Source organism: Mesorhizobium sp. B2-4-17, from assembly GCF_006441275.1.
Lineage (GTDB): Bacteria > Pseudomonadota > Alphaproteobacteria > Rhizobiales > Rhizobiaceae > Mesorhizobium.
In genome coordinates, this window is sequence record NZ_VFUX01000002.1 from 134995 (window position 1) to 159680 (window position 24686).

Consider the following 24686-nt stretch of genomic DNA (forward strand, 5'->3'; position numbering starts at 1 on the left):
CATGGACGCTACATCTCTCGCAACGCTTTGGGCCACGATCGCCCTCGTCATTTTCGTGGCCATTGCCATCTACATCAAGGTGCCCGGGCTGATCGCCAAGGCACTTGATGCGCGCGCCGCCAGGATCAGCAGCGAGCTCGACGAGGCACGCAAGCTGCGTGACGAGGCCCAGCAATTGCTCGGCCAGTACCAGAAGAAGCGCAAGGAAGCCGAGCAGGAGGCTGCCGCCATCGTCGCGGCCGCCAAGCGCGAAGCCGAACTGCTCGCCGCCGAGGCGCACAAGAAGACCGAGGACTATGTCGCCCGGCGCACTGCGCTGGCCGAACAGAAGATCGGTCAGGCCGAGCGTGAGGCGATCGGCGAAGTGCGTGCCAGCGCCGTCGACATCGCCGTCGAGGCCGCCCGTGCGCTGCTCGCCGCCAAGGTCGACATCAAGGCCGGGGCCGACCTGTTCAAGGCCTCGCTCGCGGATGTGAAGGCCAAGCTGAACTGAGCGGTTCTTGAACCGCAGACATGAAGCCGCCCGGGCAACCTGGCGGCTTTTTTGTTGTGCGCGGATAATCTCCCCCGTTCCGACCGCGAGATCGACTGCGAGGAGGCAATGGAGTCGCCGCCTTCGAAGGTTTCGGCGAGCGTCCTACTGTGGTTGGCTAATATCGCGCGGCGGGTGCCCGGTGACTCGGCTGAACACCCGCGAGAAGGCGGCCGCGCTGTCGTAGCCGACCTGTGCTGCGACGGTCTTGACAGGTTTGCCCTTACCAAGAAGCTGGCGCGCGATCGTGATGCGCCAGACCGTCAGGTATTCAATCGGTGGCCGACCGATCAGCTTCCGAAAATGCTCGGCGAAACGCGTGCGTGACATGCCTGCGACTTCGGCGAGCTCCTCGAGCTTCCAGTGCTTCTTCGGCGCTTCGTGTATGGCCGTCAGCGCTTTGACGAGACGTGGGTCGGCGAGCCCGGCGAGAACGCCGGTTGAGACAACGCCGCATTCGATGACGTGTCGCACGATCAGGATCAGGAGATACTCGAAGAGCCGGTCGAGCGCCGTCTGGCGGCCACCGCCTTCCGCGAACGCTTCGCCGACCAGCAGGTCACAAACCGGCCGCAGCGCCGGATGCTCTGCGAGCGGCAGGACCACGCAGTCTGGCAGGCCAAGTGCAATGGGATTGCCCTCCGCACCCCCGAGTTCGACGGTTGCGCAGACGAGGTCGGCCCCGCGCATGGAATCAACCGCGAAGTCATGGGTCCGCCCACGCGGAAAAAACAGCAGGGTTGGCTCAAGGAATTCGAGATCGGCCTCTCCGCTTCGGCTGACCCTGAGCTCGCCAGCCTTGAGCATGTGCAGATGACCCACACCAGTGAATTGCAGCGCTTGGCAGAGCGTCCCGGTGAAGAACGTCTGAGCGGTTGGCGTGACATGGGTAAAGAGGGCGGCCAACGGGTCCATTGGAACGATCAGCAAAGTTATTGGCACCGAAGAGTACCTGGAGTGCTGCATATAGGAGTGGCGTGCAATCAACACAAGGAACTCTGACATGCCCCGTATCGCTCCTATCGACACTGCCCATGCCGACGCTGCCGTCCAGACCACGCTGGCGGGAGTCAAAGCCAAAATCGGCATGGTGCCGAATCTTTTTTCCACCTTCGCCCAATCGCCCGCCGTGCTGAACGGCTACCTCGCTTTGTCCGATGCCCTTGGCAAGGGTGTGCTCACGGCGAAGCAACGCGAGATCATTTCGCTCGCTGTCGGGCAGGCGAATGAATGCTCTTATTGTCTCTCAGCCCATACGCTGATGGGCAAGGGCGCAGGCTTGTCCCCGGAAGGTATTCGCAAAGCCCGCGAGGGCAGCGCTGAAACCGCGCTGGACACGGCCGTTGTCTCATTGGCGCGTCGTCTCATCGACGTGCGGGGGCAGGTCCTGGATGGGGATCTTGTCGCAGCGCGTTCGGCCGGTCTCGGCGATGCGCACATCGTCGAGATCGTCGCAAATGTCGCCATCAATGTGTTGACCAACTACACCAACAACGTCGCGTTGACGGAGATCGATTTCCCCAAGGTCGACGTCGAACTGCGCTCTGCCGCCTGACCCGATGGGCGCGGCGCACAACCGGTCCGGCGCCGCGCCCGTTTGCCCCAAAACCTTCAAACGCAATCGGAGAGTGTCATGAATTTTCGTTTCGTCACAAAGACCGTCCATGCCTTCCTCGACTATCCCGTTGCGCTGAGCCTGGCGGCCACGCCGTTCCTGCTCGGACTTGGCCGCGGCAATCAGCCGGCGCTCTGGGTGTCGGTCGCAGCCGGCGTGGCCGCGTTCATCCTGACCCTGTTCACCGATCACAGGACCGGTGTGTTCCGTGTGCTGCCATATTGGCTGCATTTGGCGGTTGACCGTCTCGTCGGAATTGTCTTCGTCGCAGTGCCCTTCGCGCTCGGCCTCCAGGGTCTGGACGCCTTCTACTACTGGGCAAACGGCGCTGCGGTTCTCCTGGTCACCCTCCTATTCAACGCTCCCAAGGGTGAGAATCGCGCGATGGGGACGGTGCACACCTGAAAGCTGGTGGGAAATCACTGGACAGCGGCCGAGTTGTCTTGGGCCGTTGCTGCTGTGACAAGGTCGGCGCTAAGCCTAAGCCTTGGCGGTACATCCTATGAAATCGCGACCCCTGCCGGTCAGCGCCGGTCGATCCCGTTATTGGCTAAGCGAAACCAGAAGCAGCCATTCGGCTGTGCGTTATGCGGGAAGTGACCGATAGCGGACTAAGTGTTTAATCCAACCCAGCGAGGACCTCTTCTTCAATGACCTCGGCACCGCCCAGCCTGAATGGCGCGAACGATACGCGGTGAAGTCGCGCGACCGGGCCATGCGCCTCGATCGCCGTGCGATGCCGGGCCGTGGCGTAGCCCATATGGACCTCGAACCCGTATCGTTCGTGGTGGTGGCCGCAGCCGCACATCATGCGGTCGCGCATCACCTTGGCAACGATGGAAGCGGCCGCGATCGACTGCGAGCGCTGATCGCCCTTGATCAGCGCGCGCCCGTCGCACGGCAGTCCCGGCGGCACGTCGCGTCCGTCGGCGAGCGCGAGCTTGGGTTTTACCGGCAGGCCGACCAGGGCACGGCGCATCGCTTCCAGGCTCGCCTTGAGGATGTTGCTGTTGTCGATGCCTTCAGCGCTGATCGACGCCATCGAAACCCCAAGCGCCGAACCGATGATACGCAGGAAAAGCGCTTCGCGCTGCAAATGGCTCAGCCGTTTGGAATCATCTAGCCCTTCGGGGATATTGACGGGATCGAGCACCACCGCGGCGGCGACGACCGGCCCGGCCAGCGGGCCACGGCCGGCCTCATCCATCCCCGCGACCGGCCACAGGCCGTCGGCCATCGCCTTCGTCTCGAAGGAGAAATCGGGCTTCTCGACGATTTCGAAGAGAAGCGGAGAATCGGAACGCGCGCGAGCCATGTTGCGGCGAGGTTCGCATCGGCTCCGATTCTCCGCAAGTCCCTCCGGGTCGGGTGGGGCGCCGGACCGGGAGGGCACCGTCTGCAGGCCGGGGCAGGCCGGACGGGATTTTTTGCTTGGCAGCAATGAAACTGCCGCAGCGCTTTGGGATCTTCAGAGCAGCATCAACTGCTCCTGGTCCTTTCCGGCAGCGACGAATTGGTCGGTCCGCAGGGTGCGCCGTTCGGCGTTGAGTCCGAGTCGTTTGGCGGTGATCTCGAAGCGGCGGCCGATCTGCCAGGCATAGGGTCCGGCGCCCTTCATGCGCTTGCCCCATTCCGAATCATAGTCCTTGCCGTCACGCATCGAGCGGATCAGCGACATCACGTGGCGATAGCGGTCGGGATAGTGGCGCAGCAGCCAGTCCTTGAAGATCGGGCTGACTTCCAGCGGCAGGCGCAGCACGACATAGCCCGCCTCGCGCGCGCCGGCGGCACGCGCCGAATCGAGGATCCGTTCCATTTCCTGGTCGGTAAGACCGGGGATGATCGGCGCCACCATCACCGAAGTTGGAATGCCGGCATCCGAAAGCTGCCTGATCGCTTCTAGCCGCTTGGACGGCGTTGACGCCCGCGGCTCCATGGTCCTGGCCAGCATGCGATCCATTGTCGTCACCGACAGCGCCACCTTGGCGAGCCCACGTTCGGCCATGCGCGACAAGATATCGATGTCGCGCGTCACCAGAGCGGACTTGGTGACGATGCCGACCGGATGGCCGCGCGCTTCCAGCACTTCGAGGATCTCGCGCATGATCCGGTACTGCTTCTCGATCGGCTGGTAGGGGTCGGTGTTGGTGCCGATGGCGATGGTGCGCGGCTGGTAGCCATCCTTAGACAGTTCCTTGTCGAGCAAGCGTGCCGCATCCGGCTTGGCGAACAGCTTGGATTCGAAATCCAGGCCAGGCGACAGGCCCATGAACGCGTGTGTCGGTCGCGCGAAGCAATAGACGCAGCCATGCTCGCAGCCGCGATAAGGGTTGATTGACCGGTCGAAGGAGATATCGGGCGATTCATTGCGGGTGATGATGGTGCGCGGTTTTTCCACCTGCACCTCGGTCTTGAACGGGGGCAGTTCCTCCAGGGAACTCCAGCCATCATCGAAAACATGCCGGCTGACAGGTTCGAACCGGCCGGACGGATTGATGCCCGCCGACCGGCCGCGGTTGCGGTCCGGACGGATGCGCATGCCGCTCTGCTCGATCATCGCATTGGCCATCTCGGCTCTTCCTGCCCCAAAGGCGGCAATGTCGGCACGCATGATCGGTTCCATCTTTGCCCGCTCCCAAGGAGTGTCCATGTTGTGTCGAATCGCTCTGCTCATGAAATTATTCCTATTTCGCCTATGAGAACAAAGCAAGAACTTTCTATGTTGCGTTGCAAAACTGGCGCTGTGCGCGGGTTTCCGCTATTCGGCTGACATGCTCAGTGTTCTCATCGAAACCCGCAATGACGAGGAGGCTCTTGCCCGCACGCTCGGCTCGTTGATTGGCGGGGCGGTCGAGGGCGTGGTGCGCGAGGTCGTCGTCTGCGACACAGGTTCCACCGACCAGACGCATTATGTCGCCGAGCACGCCGGTTGCCAGTATGTGGCGAGCGGCGGCATCGCCGCCGGCATCCGGCAGGCCAAGGGTGATTGGCTGTTGCTGCTGGAACCGGGCTCACGGCTGGTGGAGGGCTGGATCGAGGCGGTCGTCGTCCACACGGCCAGGCAAACCATGGCGGCGCGCTTCTCACGCGCGCGGGGCAGCCGCGCGCCGTTCCTGGCCCGCGTCTTTTCGGGAAACCGGGCGCTCGCCGAAGGGCTGGTGATCAGCAAGCGTCAGGCCGCGTCCCTGTCGAAGAACGCCGGCAGCGCCGCGGCTCTTGCGCGCGGCCTGGCGACAAAGAAACTCGACGCCGAGATCTGGGTCGCCCCGGCCAAGCAGGAACACCGCTCTTCGAAGTGATATTTTGCAACGGCTGTTTCGCATTGCAGAAAATGTGACGCGGGTTAGCGGAGGCGCCGCTGCCGTTCCGTTTTTGGAAATGGCGCTTGGAAAGCCATTCAGCCTTTGGTTTTCATGGAGCGGCTTTTCCGCGCCGCAGATGCTCGTCCAGGCGCGGCATGATCTCGACGAAGTTGCAGGGCATGTGCCGATAGTCGAGTTGCGCCTTGAGGATGCCGTCCCAGGCGTCCTTGCAGGCGCCGGGCGAGCCCGGCAGCACGAAGACGAAGGTGGCGTTGACGACGCCGCCGGTCGCCCGGCTCTGGATCGTCGAGGTGCCGATCTTGTCGTAGGAGATGCGGTGGAACACTTCCGAAAAGCCGTCCATACGCTTTTCGAAGATCGGCTCCAGCGCCTCCGGCGTCACGTCTCGGCCGGTGAAGCCGGTGCCGCCGGTGGTGATGACGACGTCGATCCCCGTGTCCTTCGACCAGCCAAGCACCTTGTCACGGATTTTGTCACGGTCGTCGGTAACGATATCGCGGGCGGCCAGGATGTGGCCGGCCTCGGTGATGCGGTCTGCCAGCGTCTGGCCGGATTTGTCGTCGGCGAGGCCGCGCGTGTCCGAAACGGTCAGCACCGCGATGCGCACGGGAATGAAAGAACGGCCCTCGTCAGTCGTGGCCATCTCACTCAGCCTCCGATGTCATGCTGCGCGTTGCCGCGACGAACCAGTCGGGCTGGCGGCTTCGGATCTCGGCGGCCGCGCGCTTGGCGACATTGCCGGTCTCGAACAGGCCGAAACATGTCGCGCCCGATCCGGACATGCGCGAAAATCCTGATCCGGCCTTGTTCAGCCATGAAAGCGCCCTGCCTATGGCGGGCTGCATGGCAACGGCCGCCGGCTCGAGATCGTTGCGGGTGACCTCCAGCCAATTGCGCAGGCTGTGAAAATCGATGCTGCGCGGCAACGGCGGCAATGGCTCGTTGTCGCGATGGGAAAGCGCCGCGAAGACGTCCGCCGTCGGGAGCGGCACTCCAGGATTGACCAGCACCAGTCCCAGCGCTGAAAAGTCCGGCACCATCGACAGTTCGTCACCAATGCCGCGCGCCACCAGCGGCTTTGCCGCCAGGCACATCGGTATGTCGGCGCCAAGCGAGAGGCCGATCCGCGCCAGTTCGGCGCCATCGATGTCCAGGCTCCATGTCCGTGCCAGCCCGCGCAGGGCCGCCGCCGCGTCGCTCGATCCGCCGCCGACGCCGGAGGCGACCGGCAGGTTTTTCTCGAGCCTGATGACGACGGGCGGGGTTCTTTCGGATGCAGCCGATTTCCGCAAGGCATCGCGCGCCTTGAGTACGAGGTTGCTGTCGTCCAGGGGAACTGCCGGCGCATAACGGCCGGACACGATGAAATCGTCGCTGTCGGCGAGCGCGATCTCGACCCGGTCGCCAAAACGCGTGAACACTGCCAGGCTTTCTATCAGGTGATAACCGTCGGGGCGCCTGCCGGTGATATGCAGCGCCAGATTGATTTTGGCATGCGCATGCCAGGTGCGCGAACCGATGTCGGTGTCCACGGCGTCAGTCGTATGGGGGATGATGTTCAGTCCTTGGCCAGCCGGTATTCGCCGGTCTTCGGATCCTTGACCAGCGTTCCCATCGCGCCGTTGGCCGCCTGCTTTTCGGTGCGCCGCACCTTGGCCGTCACGCGTTCGGCTTCCCTGACGAAAGTGCGGTAGCCGAAATAGGCGGCGACGCCAACGACGGTGAAGAAAATGATCTGCGGCATGTCAAAACTCCTCCCACGCTGGGCCGGCGAATGCGACCGGTCGGGTCGGTTATGCATGTTGTCCAAAAGTGTGTTCGGTTTCGGGAAGACAACAATGCATTAGACTTCAAGCCTTCATGCTAGACGGTTTTACCGGCTTTTCAAAGCCCGAAGCGAGCCCACAATGCGCGCTCTTCCGCCGCATCGATGACGCCGCTGGCGGCCGCGGCGGCGATGTCAGGCGCCGAAAAGCCCTTGCTTGAGCCGAACAGGCCGAAGCGGCCGAGGAAACCATGCGGCGCCGACACCAGTCTGAGTTGCGTCTTCGTCCCGAACCGGGTCTTCAGCACCGTGCGCATGTCGCCGAGCGCGTCGACGAGGCCAAGCTCAAGACCCCTTTTGCCGGTCCAGAACAGGCCGGTGAACAGGTCCGGATCGTCCTTCAGCCTGGTACCGCGCCGCTCCTTGACGAGATCGATGAACGTGCCGTGCACCTCGAGTTGCAGTGCCTTCAGCCGCTCGACGTCTTCCTTCTTCTCGGGCTTGAACGGATCGAGCACCGCCTTGTTCTGGCCGGCGGTGTAGACACGGCGCTCGACGCCGATCTTCTTCATCAGCTCCGGAAAGCCGAACGAGGCCGAGACGACCCCGATGGAGCCGACGATGGAGGACGGATCGGCGAAGATCTCGTCGCCGGCGACCGCGATCATATAGCCGCCCGAGGCCGCGACGTCCTCGACGAAGACCAGCACCTTCTTGTTCTTTTCGTTCGCCAGGTCGCGAATGCGCTTGAAGATCAGCCGCGACTGCACTGGCGAGCCGCCGGGCGAATTGATCGAGATGGCGACTGCCGGCGCGTCGAACGAAAAGGCCTTCTCGATGAGCCCAGCGGTGGAGGCCAGCGACAGGCTCGGCCGGAACGGACCGCCACCGGCCATGATGGTGCCATGCAGCCGGATGACCGGAATGGTGACGACGGTGGAGCGCCAGGATTTCGGCAGCAGTCGGTTGAAAAGACGTTTCACGAGAGGACGGTCTCCGGTCGATGGTTGCAGGCATGTAGGGATTTCCCGGCCAACGGCAATGTGGCGGCCAGGAATAGCTCAATCTCCAAACAGCGAGGCGAGACCATTGGTGATCATTTCGCTGCGCTCGTCAGGGCCGTTGCCCGACTGCGCGTGAAGCATCAGCGGCGGGCGGATGGCGAGTTTTCCGCGCGCGCCAAGCGATGCGCGCACGACGATGCGGATCGCAGTCGCGTCGGGGCGAGGGTGCACGGCCAGCATCTCGGCGTCGCCGAAACGGCCGGCGATCGCATCGAGAATGGCGCCGAGCTGTTCGGGTCGCGCGATGACGGCAAGCCCGCCGCGCGGCCTGACCACCGCCGCCGCGCTGCGGATCCAGCTTTCGAACAAGCCGTCTTCCATGACATGGGCTTCCTTCCGCAGGCGCTCTGGCGTGGCGCGGTCCCGTGCGGCGTTGAAGGGCGGGTTCATTATGACGAAGTCGAAATCATTGTCGGCGAGGCCGGCGGCGGCCCGGGCGCGGCCCGACACCGTGACATCGGCGACAAGCACGGCTGCGCGATCGCTGAGATGCGCATTGCCGGGATGGGCAAGCGTGGCTGAGGCGAATGCCGCCATTTCCGGCGCACGTTCGACAAGCACGGCCGCCGCCGCACCCGGGCAGCGCGACAGCACCGCGAGGCCGGCGGCTCCGGCGCCGGCGCCGAAATCGGCGAGGCGTCCGCCAAAGGCGGACGGCACGGAGGCCGCCAGCATCATCGCATCCATGCCGGCGCGGTGGCCGCCATGCTTGGGCTGCACGAGCCAGAACCGGCCGCGATGGAAGGCGTCGACCGTATGGGCCGGTGTGTCCGGGGCGAGGGCGGCTGGCGCGGCCGACATCTATTTTCCGCGAATCTCGTTGGCGATGCCGGCGTCCCTCAGGATGCGCCGCGCGGCGTCGGCCTGCTCGGCGTCGACCATGACGCGCCGCGGCAGGATGCCCAGAGAACCGTCCAGCACGCTCATGTTCTGGTCGGCGACGAAGCAGCCGATGCCGGCATCGCGCATCAGCGATTCGACAAAGGAGATGATGACGGCGTCGTTGGTGCGGATGAGCTCTATCATCGGGTGAAACTCTCAGTTTGCGGCGCTGATGTAAACGGGGACGTGGATTCCCGGCATTTCCAGCACCCTGACTTACCTCTGAGCGACGGCATGGTCGCGGCCCCACCCTATCGACCGCTTGCTGTCCAACCTCGCATCCTCGGCAGAGCCTCGCGCCCTGCGGTACCGGTTGACACGCTGTCATCGCCGCCGCGCCAATTCGCCACTTGCCGTGGCCATGTCCGCCGCCCTAGAGTCATACTGGGACCAAGGGTGCCGTCGCACGCGTTATACCAAGGCGGGAGAGTTGTCGTGGGTGTCGTTCTCAACATGGAAAATGGGAAGCGGGAACCCGCCTCCATCAAGGATCTGATCGATCTAACGGCGGGCGATATGGGGCGCGTCAACGAATTGATCCTGTCCAAGGCCGGCTCCGACGTCGAGATGATCCCGGAGGTCGCCAACCACCTGATCTCGTCCGGCGGCAAGCGGCTGCGGCCGATGCTGACGCTGGCCGCCGCGCAGATGTTCGGCTATGCCGGCGAAGGCCACGTCAAGCTCGCCACCTCGGTCGAGTTCATGCACACGGCCACGCTTCTGCACGACGACGTCGTCGACGAGAGCGGCATGCGGCGCGGCAAGAAGACCGCCCGCATGATCTGGGGTAACCAGGCGAGCGTTCTGGTCGGCGACTTCCTGCTCGGCCAGGCCTTCCGCATGATGGTCGATGTCGGCTCGCTCGAAGCGCTCGACATCCTGTCGAGCGCCGCCTCGATCATAGCCGAGGGCGAGGTCATGCAGTTGGCGGCGGCCAAGAATCTAGAGACGACCGAGGACGAGCACTTCGCCGTGATCAAGGCCAAGACCGCCGCGCTGTTTTCGGCCGCTGCCGAGGTTGGACCGGTCATTGCCCTGGCGACCCGCAATGATCGCGCCGCACTTCGCTCCTACGGCATGAATCTCGGGCTCGCCTTCCAGCTCATCGACGACGCGCTGGACTATGGCGGCACCAGCAAGGACCTGGGCAAGAATGTCGGCGACGATTTCCGCGAGGGCAAGGTGACCTTGCCGGTCATTCTCGCCTACCGGCGCGGCACCAAGGCCGAGCGCACCTTCTGGAAACGCGCCATCGAGGACAATGTCGTCGATGACGCCGGCCTGGAAAAGGCGATCGGCCTGATGACCCGACACGGCGCCATCGCCGATACGATCGGGCGCGCCCGCCATTTCGGCGAGATCGCCCGCGACGCGCTGGCGCCGCTGGAAGAGACGCCGCAGAAATCGGCGCTGATCGACGTCATCGATTTCTGCATCAGCCGGGTGAACTGAGCGGCGTTTCTCCGGAGTTCCCCGGCATTGTGTTGGGAAAATGTCGGCAACAACGGTCTCGCCGTCTCGACAAGCTGCCATGTCGCAAATTATCTATAAAACATGGCAAAGGGCACGGACGACACCATAGCGGTGCGCATCAGCAAGGCGCTCGCGGACCGCATCATCTCGGGCGCGATCGAGCCTGGTGCCCGGCTGCGCCAGGATCATGTCGCCGAGGAATTCCACACCAGCCATGTTCCGGTACGCGAGGCCTTTCGCCGCCTGGAGGCGCAGGGGCTCGCCGTCAGCGAGCCGCGCCGCGGGGTGCGCGTCGCCGCCTTTGATCTCGGCGAGGTCAAGGAGGTCGCTGAAATGCGGGCAGCACTCGAAGTGCTGGCGCTGCGCCATGCCGCGCCGCATCTGACGTCGGCCATTCTCGATCTCGCCGAGGAAGCCACCAAGGCCGGTGACAAATCCCGCGACGTCAGGTCATGGGAGGAAGCCAACCGCGCCTTTCATCGGCTGATCCTGGCGCCATGCGCCATGCCGCGGCTGCTCGCCACCATCGACGACCTGCACGCCGCGAGCGCCCGCTTCCTGTTCGCGGCATGGCGATCGGAGTGGGAGACGCGCACCGACCAGGACCACCGGGCAATACTGACCGCCTTGCGGCAGGGAAACACCGAATCGGCCGCTGCGACGCTGGGGCGGCATGTCCAATGGATTGGCCGCAAGCCGGTCAGGACGGCCTCGGGAGCGACGCGCGAAGCTTTCGCGATCGTGGGTTGATGCATGTCGCCCGCAAGGGGCCTCGGTTTTTGGCCGAGCGACATCCATAAAACAAGGACCTGAAGCGCGTCGTGACGTGCTTCAGACAGTCTTTGCCGTGGAGAGGCTTGCTATCTCCGGAGAAATGTGGATTCGACAATAGATCAAAAGTCGAAATTATCTATAATTTCCATCGGTCGAAGGAATCCCCATGACAGACATCGCATTCACGTCCCGTAAGCCATTCTTCAGCCCACTCCGGCTCCAGGACCGCTCCCTTGGCTGGCAGGCCGGCGCCGTGGTGCTCGGCACGCTGTTCCTGGCGCTGTCCTCCTACATCGAGGTGCCGATGGTGCCTGTCCCCGTGACCATGCAGACCTTCGCCGTGACGCTCATCGGCGCGCTCTATGGCTGGCGGCTTGGCGCGCTCACCATAGCGGCATGGCTGGTCGAAGGCGCGGCCGGCTTTCCCGTCCTGGCCGGAGGCGCTGCCGGTTTGCAGCATTTCGTCGGGCCGACCGGCGGCTATCTCTTCGCGTTCCCGGTCACCGGCGCGCTGGTCGGCTGGCTGGCCGAGCGTGGCTGGAACGGCAATAGGGTGGTGCTTGCCTTCGCCGCCATGCTGCTCGGCAACCTTGTCTGCCTTGCGCTCGGCACGGCCTGGCTTGCCGTCATGATCGGTGCCGGGAAGGCCATCACTTTCGGCTTCCTGCCGTTCATCGTCGGCGGGTTGTTGAAGTCGGCGCTCGGTGCGGCGACGCTCATGGCGCTTCGCGGCGGCAAGGCGAAGCCGGTCAATCCGTGAAGATCGGGCCATGAAGATCGGGCCATGACGATCAGGCCATGACAATCAGGCTGCGCGCCCATCACCTCCTTTGCCTGCTCACCTATGTAGGCAAGGGATACAGCCCCGCCTTCACCGCCAATTACGACGGGATCGCGGAGCGCCTGAGCTGGGGCGAGGACATCCTCCTCGTTTCCGGTCCAGACGATATCTGCGCTCCATTGCTTGACGAGCCTGAACCGCACTGCCTGGGCGACAGCGCGGCCGCACGCGACCAGCTGGCCGCGCAGGACGTGGAGGAACTGCTGGCCCGGTCAATCCATGCCGGCATCCGCCTCGATCTCGATGCCACCATGCTGATACGGATGCGGCAGGCATTTTCGACCGGTCTCGTGCGCACGGCGTGCGGCGGCTGCGAATGGAGCGGGCTGTGCGGCACCATCGCCGCCGGCGGTTATCCCGATACGCGGCTGCAGCGGCCCGTTGACGCGCAAGATTGTCCCTTCTAGCCATGGTTTGTTAATCGGGTGACCCGATTGTGAATTTCATGTGGATTGAAGCGCGACCCCAAAAAGGCCATGCTTTGCCTGGAAAGATCGAGTCTACGTCGATCCCGCTGACGCGGAGATGGCGCCTGGCTGAAAGGGATATGATGCAGCAAGGACGTGCGCGCTGGCTGACAAGGCTGGCAATTGTGACCGGCATGGCGATTTCGGCTTTGCCGGCCTATGCCAAGCAATCCACTGAACCGGTCAAGATCTCGTCGTTCTCCGGCGCCTATCTGGCTGCCAGGATCGCCGAAGGCGACAACGACCTCGATAGCGCCATCGCCTACTACAAGCAGGCTCTGGCCTTTAACCCGGGCGACACCGGCCTGCAGCAAAGCCTGATGCTGTCGCTGGTCGCGCAAGGACGCTTCGACGAATCCCTGGTCTATGCCGACAAGCTCAAGGAAGTGCCCGATGTCGAGCGCTTCTCGCGCCTGGCGCTGGCCGTCGATTCCTTCCACAAGAAGGATTTCACCAAAGCGCAGTACTGGCTCAAGCTATCGCTGGAATCCGATCTGGACCGGCTGATTTCAGGCGTTATGTCCGGTTGGGCGCAGCAAGGCGCCGGTGAGACCGCCGACGCGATGGCATCGATCGACAAGCTGCAGGGACCGGACTGGTTCGGCCTGTTCAAGTCCTTCCACCGCGCACTGATCGCCGACGCCTCCAACATGCCCGAAAAGGCCGAGGCGATCTATACCGCGACGTTGCAGGATACCGCCGCCGGCGGTGCGGCTCCCGAAACCTGGATGCGCAATGCGCAGGCCTATGCCTCGTTCCTGGCCCGCAAGGGCGACAAGGCCAAGGCGATCTCGGTGCTCAACCAGGCCGAGGCGTTTTCGCCGGGCAAGCTGGAAATCGTCGCCTTGCGTGACAGGATTGCCAAGGGCGACAAGATTGCGCCCTTCGTTTCCGGCCCGTCCGACGGTGCCTCCGAGATCCTGCTCGATCTCGCCACCGCGCTCAATCGTGGCGGCGGCGAGCCGTTCGTTCGTCTCTACCTGCAATATGCTCTCGCCTTGAAGCCCGACAGCGATGCGGCGCTTGTGCAGCTTGCCGCGGTCGCCGAGCAATTGAAGGACGGCGAGGGCGCCATCGCGCTTTATCGGCGGATCCCCGATTCTTCGCCGCTGAAGGAGCTTTCGGACCTGCAACTCGGCCTCAACCTTGCCGATCTCGGCCGCCATGACGAGGCGATCACGCATCTCAAGGCATTCGTCGATGCCCATCCCACCGACATGCGCGCCTATCTGGCGCTTGGCGGGGTCTATTCCTCGAAGGATGATTTCCGCTCGGCCGCCAATCTCTACGACAAGGCTGTCGAGGTGCTGAAGACGCCGACGGCGGCCAACTGGAACATCTTCTACCAGCGCGGCATCGCCTATGAGCGCCTGAAGGAATGGCCGAAGGCCGAGCCAAATTTCCGCAAGGCGCTGGAGTTGCAGCCGGATCAGCCGCAGGTGCTCAACTATCTCGGCTATTCCTGGGTCGACATGAATACGAACCTGAAGGAAGGCCTGGCGATGATCCAGAAGGCCGTCGATCTCAGGCCGAGCGACGGTTATATCGTGGATTCGCTGGGCTGGGCCTATTTCCGGCTCGGCAGGTTCGATGACGCGGTGCGCGAGATGGAGCGCGCCGTATCGCTGAAGCCGGAAGATCCGGTGCTGAATGACCATCTCGGTGACGCTTACTGGCGCGTCGGCCGCAAGCTGGAAGCCACCTTCCAGTGGAACCAGGCCCGAGCCCTGAAGCCCGATCCCGATGTGCTGGCCGCCCTGCAGCAGAAGTTGATGAAGGGCTTGCCGCCGATCGAGTCCAACACGGCGCAGGAAACCCCGAAGGTCAAGCCTGAGCCGGTGCCCGCCCCGAAGGGCTGAGATCGTCTTTTTGAATGCGGACGGGGCTCTTTTCAGGGCCCCGTTTTCGTTTGGAAAGGTGTTGATACGCTGCTGTCTCAGAACAGCTTGCGATAGACGATAAAGCCGGAGCGTTCGCCGACCTTGTCATAGAGCTTCATTGCCGTGTGGTTGGTTTCGTGCGTCAGCCAGTATACCCGGCCCGAACCGGCGGCTTGGGCGCGCTCATAGACGCCTTCGATCAGGGCGCGGCCGATGCCCTTTCCACGCCAGGTCTCCGAGGTGAAAAGGTCTTGCAGATAACAGTTCGGCGCGATCGCCGTCGTGCTGCGGTGGAAAAGATAGTGCACGAGGCCGAGAAGTCGTCCGTCGCCTTCGGCAACCAGGGCATGGACCGGCTCATAGGCATCGAAGAAGCGCGACCATGTCATCGACGTGATCTCGCTTGCCAGCGCCGTCTCGCCCGAACGGCCATAAAAGGCGTTGTAGCCATCCCACAGCGGCAGCCATCGGTCGAAATCCCGCCGTGTGACAGGGCGGACGATGACGGGACTGGGCATGGCTGAACCTGTGTCGCTGTTGTGAGGGATCGAACAGACCTCAGGCTCTCCGAGCCGGCAATGGGCCAGCCCCTGCAAAACCTTCAACATCATGCGGTACACCCATAGCAGCCTGCGTCCGACACGCCTTGCTTGACGCTTCGCCGCCATGCCTCTAGGACGGGCCGGCAAGAGCATGATCCCAAAAAGCGGGTACCGGTTTTTGGAAAAGATCATGCTCGAACAAATAGATAGAGCCCCGTCCCGATGGAACAGGCTCTAGCCGTTGCTGTCGAGGCCACCGTGACGATTGAAATCCCCGCCCACATGCACCCCAGCCGTTCGTTCCAGGGGCTGATCCTGACCCTGCACAACTACTGGGCCGCTTATGGTTGCGTCATCCTCCAGCCTTACGACATGGAAGTGGGCGCCGGCACGTTTCATCCGGCAACGACGCTGCGCGCGCTTGGCCCCCGGCGCTGGAACGCGGCCTATGTCCAGCCCTCGCGCCGTCCCAAGGATGGCCGCTATGGCGAGAACCCGAACCGGCTGCAGCATTATTATCAGTATCAGGTGATCCTGAAGCCGAACCCGCCGAACCTGCAGGAACTCTATCTCGGCTCGCTGGCGGCGATCGGCGTTGACCCGCTGCTGCACGACATCCGCTTCGTCGAGGACGACTGGGAAAGCCCGACACTGGGCGCCTGGGGGCTCGGCTGGGAATGCTGGTGCGACGGCATGGAAGTGTCGCAGTTCACCTATTTCCAGCAGGTCTGCGGCATCGAATGTGCGCCGGTGGCGGGCGAACTGACCTACGGGCTCGAGCGCCTGGCCATGTATGTGCAGGGTGTAGACAATGTCTACGATCTCAACTTCAACGGCCGTGAAGGCGCCGACAAGGTGACCTATGGCGACGTCTTCCTGCAAGCCGAGCAGGAATATTCCCGCCACAATTTCGAATACGCCAATACGGCGATGCTGCTCAGGCATTTCGAGGATGCCGAGGACGAGTGCAAGGCGCTGCTCGATGCCGGCGCCCCGGCCTCGAACGACAATCTGCCGATGCACAGGATGGTCTTCCCCGCCTACGACCAGTGCATCAAGGCCAGCCACGTCTTCAACCTGCTCGATGCGCGTGGCGTGATCTCGGTCACCGAGCGGCAGAGCTACATCCTGCGGGTGCGCAACCTGGCGAAGGCCTGCGGCGAGGCATTTTTGAGGACGCAGGCAGGTGGGTTGGCGGCTTAGCCAACTGCTTTCGGGAATACGGCGGAGATCCTGATCGGCGCCGCGTTCTGACCGCTTGCGCTGTCGATCGTCCGCAATGCTTGCCGCACGCCCGGCATCGAGAAAGCGCCATGGACCTGCGCGCCGAAACAGGCGCTGAGCGCGAGGATCTGCAGAAGTCTGGATGCCGTTTTCATGGTCGTTCAGCCAATAGTTTCCTGCCTGAGCGTGGGTCGCTTCAGCGCTGCGTTCGGTTCATGGAAATCTTTGATCCAAGGACGGGTCGAACCACCTTGCTCCGACAGTGCGGTCAAAATTTCTGGAGAGGGTGACAGCGGGCAGCCGAGTTGCTATGCGCTCTTTACCTCCCCCTGGATGGGGGAGGTCGCCGCGAAGCGGCGGGTGGGGGTGACAGCGCGACTTCCCATGCCAAAACTCGATCGGTTCAAGCTGCTCAACGGCTTCGTGCGGCAATGACCGACGAGGAACGCATCCTGTGGCGAAATCTATGGCGCATTCCAGTCGAAGGCACCCATTTCCGAAGACAGGCGTCGGTCGGTATCTACTTCCCCGATTTCATCTCACACCAGCTGAAGCTGATCGTCGAAGTGGACGGCGCCCACCACAGCTTCGATGATCAGCAGCGCCATGACGAGCATCGAACAAAATGGTTCGAGAGTCAGGGTTATCGCGTCATCCGCTTCTGGAACCACGAAATCAAAAACGAACTGGATTCCGTGCTCGATACGATTTATGCGGCGGTGGAAGAACGAAAATCACACCTTGGCCCGCGAGACGCCGAAGGCGCTTGAGGCTGAGACGCCGCCACCCCACCCCGGCGCTAACGCGCCGACCCTCTCCATCAAGGGGAGGGTGAGGAGCCACCCCGATGCCCGACCTGCTTCTAGAACTTCGTTCCGAGGAAATTCCTGCCCAGCCGCGCGCCCGCAGCGCCGAAGGCGCGAGGATGCGCAAACAGGAAGACGGCATGCGGGTGGAGAGACTGTGATGCCGGATCTTTTGCTCGAACTTCGTTCCGAGGAAATCCCGGCCCGCATGCAGCGCAAGGCGGCGGGCGACCTGAGGAAAATGCTGACCGACGGTCTGGTCGAGGCGGGCCTGATCTATGAGGCGGCGCGCGAGTATTGGACCCCGCGGCGGCTGACCCTCGACATCCGTGGCCTCACCGCGCGCTCGAAAGATATTCAAGAGGAGATCAAGGGGCCGTCGACCACGGCGCCTGAACAGGCGGTGCAGGGATTCCTGCGCAAGGCCGGGCTGGCTTCGATCGCCGACGCGGATGTCCATTCCGACCCGAAGAAGGGCGATTTCTATGTCGCCCACATTTCGAAGCCCGGCAGGGCGGCCGAAGAGATCATCGCCGAACTGGTGCCGGGCATTATCCGCGGTTTCCCCTGGCCGAAATCAATGCGGTGGGGCCCGGCCTCGGCCAAGCCCGGCTCGCTGCGTTGGGTGCGACCGCTGCAATCCATCCTGTGCACCTTCGGCCCGGAGACCGAGGAACCGGTCGTGGTCGATTTCGAAATCGACGGCATCCGCTCCGGCAATGTCACCTACGGCCATCGCTTCCTCGCGCCGGGCCAAATCACCGTGCGTCGCTTCGATGACTATGTGAGCAAGCTGGAAGCCGCGAAGGTCGTTCTCGATGCCGACTGGCGCAAGGAGATCATCCTCGCCGACGCCCGCAATCTCGCCTTCGCCAACGGGCTCGACCTTGTCGAGGACGAAGGCTTGCTTGAAGAGGTGTCCGGGCTGGTCGAATGGCCCGTCGTGCTGATGGGCGAGTTCGAGGAGGCTTTCCTGGCCATTCCGGCCGAGGTGATCCGGCTGACTATCCGCGCCAACCAGAAATGCTTTGTGACGCGGCCGCAAGGCGCCGGCGATGCGCTATTCAACCGCTTCATCCTCACCGCCAACATCGAGGCCAAGGACGGTGGCAAGGAGATTGCCCACGGCAACGGCAAGGTGGTGCGCGCCCGTCTCTCGGACGCGCTCTATTTCTGGACGACCGACCAGGGCGATCTGCCTGATCTCGGCGAGCTCGACGCATCGGCGAAGAAGTTCGGCCTCGACCTGAAAAAGCCGCTCGACCAGCGCATGGCCCGGCTCGACCATCTCGGCGTCACCTTCCACGCCAAGCTCGGCACGCAGGGCGAACGGGTGGGACGCATCATGCGGCTGGCGGAAGAACTGGCGCCGATGGTGGCGAAGTCGATCCCCCCCCTTGAGGGGGAGATGGCCGGCAGGCCAGAGGGGGTCGCTTCGCATGAAGCGCCAGCGTCCTCTGTCGGCGATAAGGCGTCGCTCCCCGTCGGACCGACCTCCTCTGTCGCCTTCGGCGACATCTCGCCCTCGAGGGGGGAGATGTCCGCGCTCGCACGCCGCGCTGCCGTCCTGGCCAAAGCCGATCTCACCACCGAAGTGGTTGGCGAATTCCCCGAACTGCAGGGCGCCATGGGCCGCAAATACGCGCTGCTACAAGGCGAGCATCCATCCGTGGCTGCTGCCATCGAGGAACATTACAAGCCGCAAGGTCCGTCTGATTATGTGCCGAGCGATCCGGTGTCGGTGGCTGTCGCGCTGGCCGACAAGCTGGATACGTTGGTCGGCTTCTGGGCCATCGATGAAAAGCCGACGGGGTCGAAGGACCCCTATGCCTTGCGTCGCGCTGCACTGGGCGTGGTCAGGATTTTGGTCGAAAACCGAATTCAATTGCGGCTGGCTTCCCTTTTCGCGAGCGCTGGCGCACGTTATTCAGGAAGTGGGGCAGATCAGATAAGCGACCTCCTCGCCTTCTTCCACGATCGCCTGAAGGTTTATCTTCGCGACCAGGGCGCCCGCCACGACCTCATCGACGCGGTGATCACCCCGCAGTCCGACGACCTCCTGCAGATCGTCCGCCGCGTCGAAGCGTTGGGTTCGTTCCTCGACAGCGAGGACGGCAGGAATCTGCTCGCCGGCACCAAGCGTGCGGCCAACATCCTGGCCGCCGAGGAGAAGAAGAAAACGCTCGTAGCCGAAACCGTTGAGCCGGCCCTGTTCAGGGAAGAGGCCGAGAAATCGCTGTTTGCGGCGGTGAATCAAGCTGAGAGGCAAGCCGGCGAAGCGATTCAAAATGAAGATTTTTCGGCTGCCATGCTGGCGCTTAGCGCGTTACGCGAACCCGTTGATTCATTCTTCGAGCATGTTCTCGTGAATGATGAGGATCAGGCGGTGCGCGCCAACCGCCTGGCGCTGCTCGCTCGCATCCGCGAGGCCACCGGCAAAGTCGCGGATTTCTCGAAAATCGCTGGTTAAGAGCCCGGAAAATATCTTCCGGCCGGCCGTTCGAGCCGGCTTACAGTCATATGACGATGATCTCTCCGTGGCAAAAGGGACATGTTCCCAACCCAACGGAGGCTTCCATGAATTCCGATCACGACATCGAAGTGACAGAAGAAACCTCGGCTCCCGCCGAGGCGCTTGAATCCGCTTCCGAAACCGATCGCGCCGCCGCCGCTGCGATCGAAGCCGCCGATCATTCTGACGAGGACGGCGACGAGGAAGATGGCGACGACGAAGAGTCTGACGACGCCGAAGCCGCCACACCGTCGGGTGACGACGAAGAAGAGGACGAGGACGAAGACGACACCGAGGGCGCGGTGAAGGCCGAAGGCGGCGACGACGAGAGCGAAGAAGAATCCGAAGACCGCGAGTCGGAAGACGACGACAAGGAAGAAGCCGCCTGAGATTCCAGTACGGCCTGTCGGGAAGAAAGGGCGGCGCATCGGCGTCGTCCTTTTGTCTCCCAAACGCCGGTTTGATCAGTTTTCCAGGATGCTGACGCGCACGCTGTTTTCGTAGACGTCGACCTGGACCAGCGGTTCGCCATCGACGATGGCGCGCTTGGTCGAGGAACTCATCGCGCCGGGACGCTCCAGCATGCGCTGCAGATCCGCGCGTTGATCGTTGGTCCTGAACCAGGCGTCACTCTCATCGCCGCTGTCGCGACGATGGAATTTGTGCCAGTTGGCGCGGTCCTGCCGCACCATCTGCGCCGCCTCATCCAATGCATAGCCGTCGCTTGCCTGATGATCGCGATCGGAGATGCGCGCCACATAGGATCCGAGCATCTCATCCGCATGGGCCGCGCCGGCGCTCAGCAGTGACGCGAACAAAAGCCCTGCCGCGGTGATGGTTCTGGACTTTCTCATGATCAACCCCCTTTGAAACGAAGAAATCCCGCCCGCCAGACCCGCCTGGCCAAAGCGCAATCGGCAGCGGGCGCCGAAGCGTCACCAAGCTGTCAACGTCTCGGCACGTCCGCTGGCCGGTGGCGGCTACTTGACCTTGCCGACCCTCGAGGCGGGTGGCGTCGGTGCGGCCGCCGGTGCGATTGGCTTCTTCTGCGTGCCCGATGCCGGAGCGGCCGAGGCGGTTGCCTTGGCAGGCGTGGGCGCAGGAGTGGCCGCAGCCGGTGCTTTGCCCTGTGCGGGCGTCGAGAACGCACTGCCGACGACCCCGCCACGAATGATCATCGGACTCTGCATGAAACCGCGCGGCGCTTCGGGCTCGTTGGGAATCGCGGCCACCTTCTCATAGGTGACGTCGGGCTCGCCGAGCGCAACGACGGACACCACATCGCTCGCCTTGGTGTCGGTCGCCTTCAGGTTAAGGATGGACGGCGTCGAAGTCGGCGCGCCGGGAAAAACCAGTGAGGAGGCCTGAGCCTCGCAGCTCAACGCCGCCAGGGTGATCCCCAGCAGGATACGCATAGACACGATGGATCGCTCCCTTTGCCCCAGTAGCCGCGATGATAGCGCGCCGGGATTGATGCCGGCTTTCGTGGAAACATAGCATTTTAGGAATTGATAATTCGCCAAGACCCATTCTTGCCTGACAGCCGGCTTGCCCAACACCCGCCATCGTACTACGCACCCTCCAACTGTGAGGTGACGAGAGTGGCTGAAATACTTGCCGCCGGCGAAGCGTTGGAGCGGGCGCTGGCTTTGCTTCAGGGCGGCGATGTCGTCGCCATCCCGACCGAAACCGTCTACGGGCTCGCCGGCGACGCCACCAATGGCATCGGCGTGGCGCGCATCTTCGAGGCCAAGGGGCGGCCGCGTTTCAATCCGCTGATCGCCCATGTCGCCGACATGGCGATGGCCGAGCGCATCGCCGTATTCGATCCGCTGTCCAGGAAATTGGCGCTTGCCTTCTGGCCGGGCCCGCTGACCCTGGTGCTGCCGCAGCGGCCTGGCAATGGCATTCATCCGCTGGTCACGGCCGGGCTCGATACGATCGCCTTGCGCATGCCGAGGGGCTTTGGCGGCGATCTCATCGCAAAACTCGGCCGGCCGCTCGCCGCACCCAGCGCCAATTCATCCGGCAAGATCAGCGCCACGACTGCGCAAGCAGTGGCGGCGGACCTCGGCGCACGCATCAAGCTGGTGGTCGATGGCGGCGCGACGCCAGTGGGGTTGGAATCGACCATCGTCAAGCCCGAAGACGGGAGATTGCGACTACTTCGTCCCGGCGGCATTGCCGCCGGGGAGATCGAGACGGAGATCGGCATGGAGCTGTTGCGTGGTGGTGCGGCCGGCGTCGAGGCACCGGGCATGCTTGCCTCGCACTATGCGCCGGGTGCGGCTGTTAGGCTCAATGCCGGCAAAGTTGGCAAGGACGAAGCGTTGCTTGCCTTCGGTCGCCAACGGGCAGAAGGCTGGCACCATGCCGCCGCATTCCGAAACCTCTCCGAAACGGCTGACCTGCGCGAAGCAGCGAGCAATCTTTTCGCCTACATGCAGGACCTCGACCGCAGCGGCGCATGCATCATCGCGGTCGAGAAGGTGCCCTTCGATGGGCTCGGTGAAGCCATCAACGACCGGCTGTCTCGTGCCGCCGCCCCTCGTGACAACACAGAGCCCACACCATAATTTTCCCACATGACCGAAACCGCAAAGACACTTGATCCCGCTCTCATCGATCGCTTCGCGGCGATCGTCGGTGCCAAATATGCGCTGCGCGACCAGCAGGACATCGCGCCTTATCTCATCGAGCGGCGCGGGCTCTGGCATGGCGCGACGGCGCTTGTGCTGCGGCCGGGCAGCGTCGACGAGGTCAGCCGGATCATGCGGCTGGCGACCGAGACAGGAACGCCCATCGTGCCGCAAAGCGGCAACACCGGGCTGGTCGGCGCCCAGGTGCCGGACAGCTCCGGCCGCGAGGTCATCCTGTCGCTATCGCGGTTGAACCGCATCCGCGAGATCGATGTCCTGTCCAACACCGTGACGGTCGAGGCCGGTGTCATCCTGCAGACATTGCAGGAGGCGGCGGATGCCGCCGACAGGCTGTTTCCGCTGTCGCTAGCCGCGCAGGGCTCCTGCCAGATCGGCGGCAACCTCTCTTCCAATGCCGGCGGTACCGGCGTGCTTGCCTATGGCAATGCGCGCGAACTCTGCCTCGGCGTCGAGGTGGTGCTGCCGACCGGCGAGGTGTTCGACGATTTGCGCAAGCTCAAGAAGGACAACACCGGCTACGACCTGAAGAACCTGTTCGTCGGCGCCGAAGGCACGCTCGGTGTCATCACCGCCGCCGTGCTTAAACTGTTTCCCAAGCCGAAGGGACGCGAGGTCGCGTTCGTCGGCCTGTCGTCGCCGCAAGCAGCGCTTTCCCTGTTCAGCCTGGCCATGGACCGCGCCGGGGCCGCGCTCACCGCTTTCGAACTGATCGGCAAGCGGCCATACGACTTCACGCTGGCGCATGCACAGGGTGTGACGCGGCCGCTGATGGAGGATTGGCCCTGGTATGTGCTGATGCAGATTTCATCGGGCCGTTCGTCGGAAGATTCGCGGGCGCTGATCGAGGATGTGCTCTCGGCGGGCCTCGATCAGGACTTCGTCGGTGATGCCGTCATCGCGGCGAGCCTTGGGCAAGGCGACGCCTTCTGGAATTTCCGCGAGCTGCTGCCTGAAGCGCAGAAGCCGGAAGGCGCCTCGATCAAGCACGACATCTCCGTGCCGATCGCATCCATCCCGCGCTTCATCGAGGAGGCCGCCGGCGCGGTGGCGTCGGTGAGTGCCGGTGCCCGCGTCGTCTGCTTCGGCCATATGGGCGACGGCAATCTCCACTATAACATCTCGCGGCCCATCGATGGCGACGACGAGGCGTTTCTCGCCCTCTACCATCCCATGAACAAGACAGTGCATGACGTCGTGCGCAGCCTGCACGGTTCGATCTCGGCCGAGCACGGCATCGGCCAGTTGAAGCGCGACGAACTGATCGCCACCGCGCCGCCGGTGGCGATCGATCTGATGCGCCGGGTAAAGGCGGCCTTCGATCCGGCCGGTATCATGAATCCCGGTAAGGTTATCTGATCCTTTCAACATCTTGTGGTCGGTGGTATTCCGATAACCATCCCTGAGATCAGCAAAATTTAACCGACTTTCTTAAGCGCGGCGGTAAGGAGCCCACGCTACTGTTTCCCCATAACGAGGCCGGGAAAACTGGCCCGGAGAGAACCGGACACCGGCTCTCAGGAGACAGACAGGAAGGCACTCTATGAACACTGGACTGAAGCCAGTCTGGGCGGGACGCAACATGCGCCTCGACCCATTCCGACTGCCGCAGGTGGTCAGCTACGCGACGCGCGATGACTATGGCGACGTGACGTTCACCATCGACCATCGTGGCGCCGTGATCCGCCGCATGCTCGAGATGAGCGGCGTGCCGGCGATCATCGCTCTGCCTGCCAACGCGTTCCGCGGCGTGGCCGCCCGCGCGATGGAGGATCCGGATGGCAATGTCACGGTGACCCTGGAACTCCTGCACAACGATCCGATGTTGTCGGTGCCGCTGCTGGTGGCCGACGACCTCGACGATGTCGCGGCCGACTGGCGCGCCTGGGCCGATGCCTACCGCCTGCCGATGCTCTTGATCGAATCGGACGGCGTGGCCCGCACCCTGGAAGAATCGCTCGGCGCCGCCATCAAGACGCTGCCGCCGCAGGATCGCCGCAAGGGTCGCGTTTCCAACACGCGCCGCCCGCGCTTCCTCGCCCGCCGCAGGGCGGGCGACCTTGGCCTCAGGCTGGTCATCGATGGCCAGGAGATCATTTCTCGGGAGTGACTTCGCTTCGCACAGTTGGCGAAACCATCAATGACAGCCTCCTTCTCCCCGTCACTATACGGGGAGAAGTGCCCGGCAGGGCGATGAGGGGCAGCGCTGACCTGGCGTTTGTCCAACTCAGAACCTGATCCGACGGACGCCTTATATCGCTGTTACAAATTCATTTTGCCTCCAAGGTTGGCGCTGCCCTCATCCGGCTGCCGCCACCTTCCCCCGTAT

The 24686-nt window shown here is 63.4% G+C and carries 29 protein-coding genes; 16 read left to right on the top strand and 13 right to left on the bottom strand.

Annotated elements, in window-relative coordinates; genetic code table 11:
- Position 1: 1 nt before the first annotated feature.
- Entirely contained in the window at positions 2-493 is a 492-nt protein-coding gene (locus tag FJ548_RS02340) for a F0F1 ATP synthase subunit B (RefSeq protein ID WP_140776622.1), read from the top strand.
- 144 nt (positions 494-637) lie between these two features.
- On the opposite strand, the gene FJ548_RS02345 is transcribed toward FJ548_RS02340, so the two are convergent.
- Positions 638-1537: an AraC family transcriptional regulator gene (locus tag FJ548_RS02345; RefSeq protein WP_246673469.1), complete on the bottom strand. Its 900-nt coding sequence runs from the start codon at positions 1535-1537 to the stop codon at positions 638-640.
- Between FJ548_RS02345 and FJ548_RS02350 the strand changes: the two genes are divergently transcribed.
- Positions 1536-2087 (top strand): carboxymuconolactone decarboxylase family protein, encoded by a 552-nt coding sequence (locus FJ548_RS02350; RefSeq protein WP_140697711.1) that lies wholly within the window; start codon positions 1536-1538, stop codon positions 2085-2087. The genes FJ548_RS02345 and FJ548_RS02350 overlap by 2 nt on opposite strands.
- A 78-nt stretch (positions 2088-2165) precedes the next feature.
- Positions 2166-2552 carry a hypothetical protein gene (locus FJ548_RS02355; RefSeq protein WP_140697709.1) on the top strand — a complete coding sequence of 129 codons (387 nt, stop codon included), beginning with the start codon at positions 2166-2168 and terminating at the stop codon, positions 2550-2552.
- Positions 2553-2766: 214 nt separating this feature from the next.
- Here FJ548_RS02355 and FJ548_RS02360 read toward each other — a convergent pair whose 3' ends face one another.
- Both FJ548_RS02360 and FJ548_RS02365 read right to left on the bottom strand, forming a co-directional pair.
- Positions 2767-3462 carry a ribonuclease HII gene (locus tag FJ548_RS02360; RefSeq protein WP_140697706.1) on the bottom strand — a complete coding sequence of 232 codons (696 nt, stop codon included), beginning with the start codon at positions 3460-3462 and terminating at the stop codon, positions 2767-2769.
- Between the two features lie 153 nt (positions 3463-3615).
- Positions 3616-4770, bottom strand: a complete 1155-nt coding sequence (locus tag FJ548_RS02365) for a PA0069 family radical SAM protein (protein WP_140697703.1) — start codon at positions 4768-4770, stop codon at positions 3616-3618.
- A gap of 148 nt (positions 4771-4918) precedes the next feature.
- On the opposite strand from FJ548_RS02365, the gene FJ548_RS02370 reads away from it, so the two are divergent.
- On the top strand, positions 4919-5446 hold the full coding sequence (locus FJ548_RS02370; RefSeq protein ID WP_140697700.1) for a glycosyltransferase: 528 nt from the start codon (positions 4919-4921) through the stop codon (positions 5444-5446).
- A 112-nt stretch (positions 5447-5558) separates the two neighbouring features.
- Here FJ548_RS02370 and moaB read toward each other — a convergent pair whose 3' ends face one another.
- The 6 genes from moaB to FJ548_RS02400 form a co-directional block, all read right to left on the bottom strand.
- Positions 5559-6113 (bottom strand): molybdenum cofactor biosynthesis protein B, encoded by a 555-nt coding sequence (gene moaB / locus FJ548_RS02375; RefSeq protein ID WP_140611040.1) that lies wholly within the window; start codon positions 6111-6113, stop codon positions 5559-5561.
- Between the two features lies 1 nt (position 6114).
- Entirely contained in the window at positions 6115-7002 is an 888-nt protein-coding gene (locus FJ548_RS02380) for a 4-(cytidine 5'-diphospho)-2-C-methyl-D-erythritol kinase (RefSeq protein WP_140697697.1), read from the bottom strand.
- Between the two features lie 26 nt (positions 7003-7028).
- Entirely contained in the window at positions 7029-7214 is a 186-nt protein-coding gene (locus tag FJ548_RS02385) for a membrane protein (protein WP_013896713.1), read from the bottom strand.
- A 140-nt stretch (positions 7215-7354) separates the two neighbouring features.
- Positions 7355-8218, bottom strand: a complete 864-nt coding sequence (locus tag FJ548_RS02390; RefSeq protein ID WP_140611044.1) for a S49 family peptidase — start codon at positions 8216-8218, stop codon at positions 7355-7357.
- Positions 8219-8296: 78 nt separating this feature from the next.
- Positions 8297-9100 carry a methyltransferase gene (locus tag FJ548_RS02395; protein ID WP_140697692.1) on the bottom strand — a complete coding sequence of 268 codons (804 nt, stop codon included), beginning with the start codon at positions 9098-9100 and terminating at the stop codon, positions 8297-8299.
- Positions 9101-9325 (bottom strand): DUF2007 domain-containing protein, encoded by a 225-nt coding sequence (locus FJ548_RS02400; RefSeq protein ID WP_140611048.1) that lies wholly within the window; start codon positions 9323-9325, stop codon positions 9101-9103.
- Positions 9326-9616: 291 nt separating this feature from the next.
- Here FJ548_RS02400 and FJ548_RS02405 point away from each other — a divergent pair, with 291 nt between their 5' ends.
- The 5 genes from FJ548_RS02405 (at position 9617) to FJ548_RS02425 (ending at position 14595) form a co-directional block, all read left to right on the top strand.
- The gene (locus FJ548_RS02405) at positions 9617-10633 is read left to right on the top strand and encodes a polyprenyl synthetase family protein (protein WP_140697689.1); all 1017 of its coding nucleotides are present in this window, start codon (positions 9617-9619) and stop codon (positions 10631-10633) included.
- A gap of 102 nt (positions 10634-10735) precedes the next feature.
- Entirely contained in the window at positions 10736-11404 is a 669-nt protein-coding gene (locus tag FJ548_RS02410; RefSeq protein WP_140611052.1) for a GntR family transcriptional regulator, read from the top strand.
- A gap of 190 nt (positions 11405-11594) precedes the next feature.
- A complete protein-coding gene (locus tag FJ548_RS02415) occupies positions 11595-12188 on the top strand; it encodes a biotin transporter BioY (RefSeq protein WP_140697685.1) in 594 nt (197 codons plus the stop codon).
- Between the two features lie 38 nt (positions 12189-12226).
- Positions 12227-12676 carry a DUF1284 domain-containing protein gene (locus FJ548_RS02420; RefSeq protein WP_140776624.1) on the top strand — a complete coding sequence of 150 codons (450 nt, stop codon included), beginning with the start codon at positions 12227-12229 and terminating at the stop codon, positions 12674-12676.
- Positions 12677-12819: 143 nt separating this feature from the next.
- Complete coding sequence (locus tag FJ548_RS02425; protein WP_140697734.1) at positions 12820-14595, top strand: tetratricopeptide repeat protein; 1776 nt, start codon at positions 12820-12822, stop codon at positions 14593-14595.
- A 77-nt stretch (positions 14596-14672) separates the two neighbouring features.
- Here the strand turns inward: FJ548_RS02425 and FJ548_RS02430 are convergent, their stop codons facing one another.
- Positions 14673-15134, bottom strand: coding sequence for a GNAT family N-acetyltransferase (locus tag FJ548_RS02430; protein ID WP_140776626.1), 462 nt, complete (start codon positions 15132-15134; stop codon positions 14673-14675).
- A 246-nt stretch (positions 15135-15380) separates the two neighbouring features.
- Here FJ548_RS02430 and FJ548_RS02435 point away from each other — a divergent pair, with 246 nt between their 5' ends.
- The gene (locus tag FJ548_RS02435) at positions 15381-16361 is read left to right on the top strand and encodes a glycine--tRNA ligase subunit alpha (RefSeq protein ID WP_181168688.1); all 981 of its coding nucleotides are present in this window, start codon (positions 15381-15383) and stop codon (positions 16359-16361) included.
- Here the strand turns inward: FJ548_RS02435 and FJ548_RS02440 are convergent.
- Entirely contained in the window at positions 16358-16537 is a 180-nt protein-coding gene (locus FJ548_RS02440; protein ID WP_140611060.1) for a hypothetical protein, read from the bottom strand. The genes FJ548_RS02435 and FJ548_RS02440 overlap by 4 nt on opposite strands.
- Positions 16538-16813: 276 nt before the next feature.
- On the opposite strand from FJ548_RS02440, the gene FJ548_RS02445 reads away from it, so the two are divergent.
- From FJ548_RS02445 to FJ548_RS02455, 3 genes are all read left to right on the top strand, one after another.
- Positions 16814-17152 carry a DUF559 domain-containing protein gene (locus FJ548_RS02445; protein WP_140611062.1) on the top strand — a complete coding sequence of 113 codons (339 nt, stop codon included), beginning with the start codon at positions 16814-16816 and terminating at the stop codon, positions 17150-17152.
- A gap of 196 nt (positions 17153-17348) precedes the next feature.
- The gene (glyS, locus tag FJ548_RS02450; RefSeq protein ID WP_140776628.1) at positions 17349-19658 is read left to right on the top strand and encodes a glycine--tRNA ligase subunit beta; all 2310 of its coding nucleotides are present in this window, start codon (positions 17349-17351) and stop codon (positions 19656-19658) included.
- A gap of 107 nt (positions 19659-19765) precedes the next feature.
- Positions 19766-20089 (top strand): ATPase, encoded by a 324-nt coding sequence (locus FJ548_RS02455; protein WP_140776631.1) that lies wholly within the window; start codon positions 19766-19768, stop codon positions 20087-20089.
- 75 nt (positions 20090-20164) lie between these two features.
- On the opposite strand, the gene FJ548_RS02460 is transcribed toward FJ548_RS02455, so the two are convergent.
- Positions 20165-20554: a hypothetical protein gene (locus FJ548_RS02460; RefSeq protein ID WP_140611068.1), complete on the bottom strand. Its 390-nt coding sequence runs from the start codon at positions 20552-20554 to the stop codon at positions 20165-20167.
- 126 nt (positions 20555-20680) lie between these two features.
- The gene (locus FJ548_RS02465; protein ID WP_348640863.1) at positions 20681-21115 is read right to left on the bottom strand and encodes a hypothetical protein; all 435 of its coding nucleotides are present in this window, start codon (positions 21113-21115) and stop codon (positions 20681-20683) included.
- A 186-nt stretch (positions 21116-21301) separates the two neighbouring features.
- Here FJ548_RS02465 and FJ548_RS02470 point away from each other — a divergent pair, with 186 nt between their 5' ends.
- The 3 genes from FJ548_RS02470 to FJ548_RS02480 all read left to right on the top strand — a co-directional run bounded on the left by FJ548_RS02470 (position 21302) and on the right by FJ548_RS02480 (position 24467).
- Positions 21302-22276 (top strand): L-threonylcarbamoyladenylate synthase, encoded by a 975-nt coding sequence (locus FJ548_RS02470; RefSeq protein WP_181168689.1) that lies wholly within the window; start codon positions 21302-21304, stop codon positions 22274-22276.
- A 9-nt stretch (positions 22277-22285) separates the two neighbouring features.
- Complete coding sequence (locus FJ548_RS02475; RefSeq protein WP_140776636.1) at positions 22286-23716, top strand: FAD-binding oxidoreductase; 1431 nt, start codon at positions 22286-22288, stop codon at positions 23714-23716.
- Between the two features lie 184 nt (positions 23717-23900).
- Positions 23901-24467 carry a DUF6101 family protein gene (locus FJ548_RS02480; RefSeq protein ID WP_140611076.1) on the top strand — a complete coding sequence of 189 codons (567 nt, stop codon included), beginning with the start codon at positions 23901-23903 and terminating at the stop codon, positions 24465-24467.
- Positions 24468-24686: the final 219 nt, after the last annotated feature.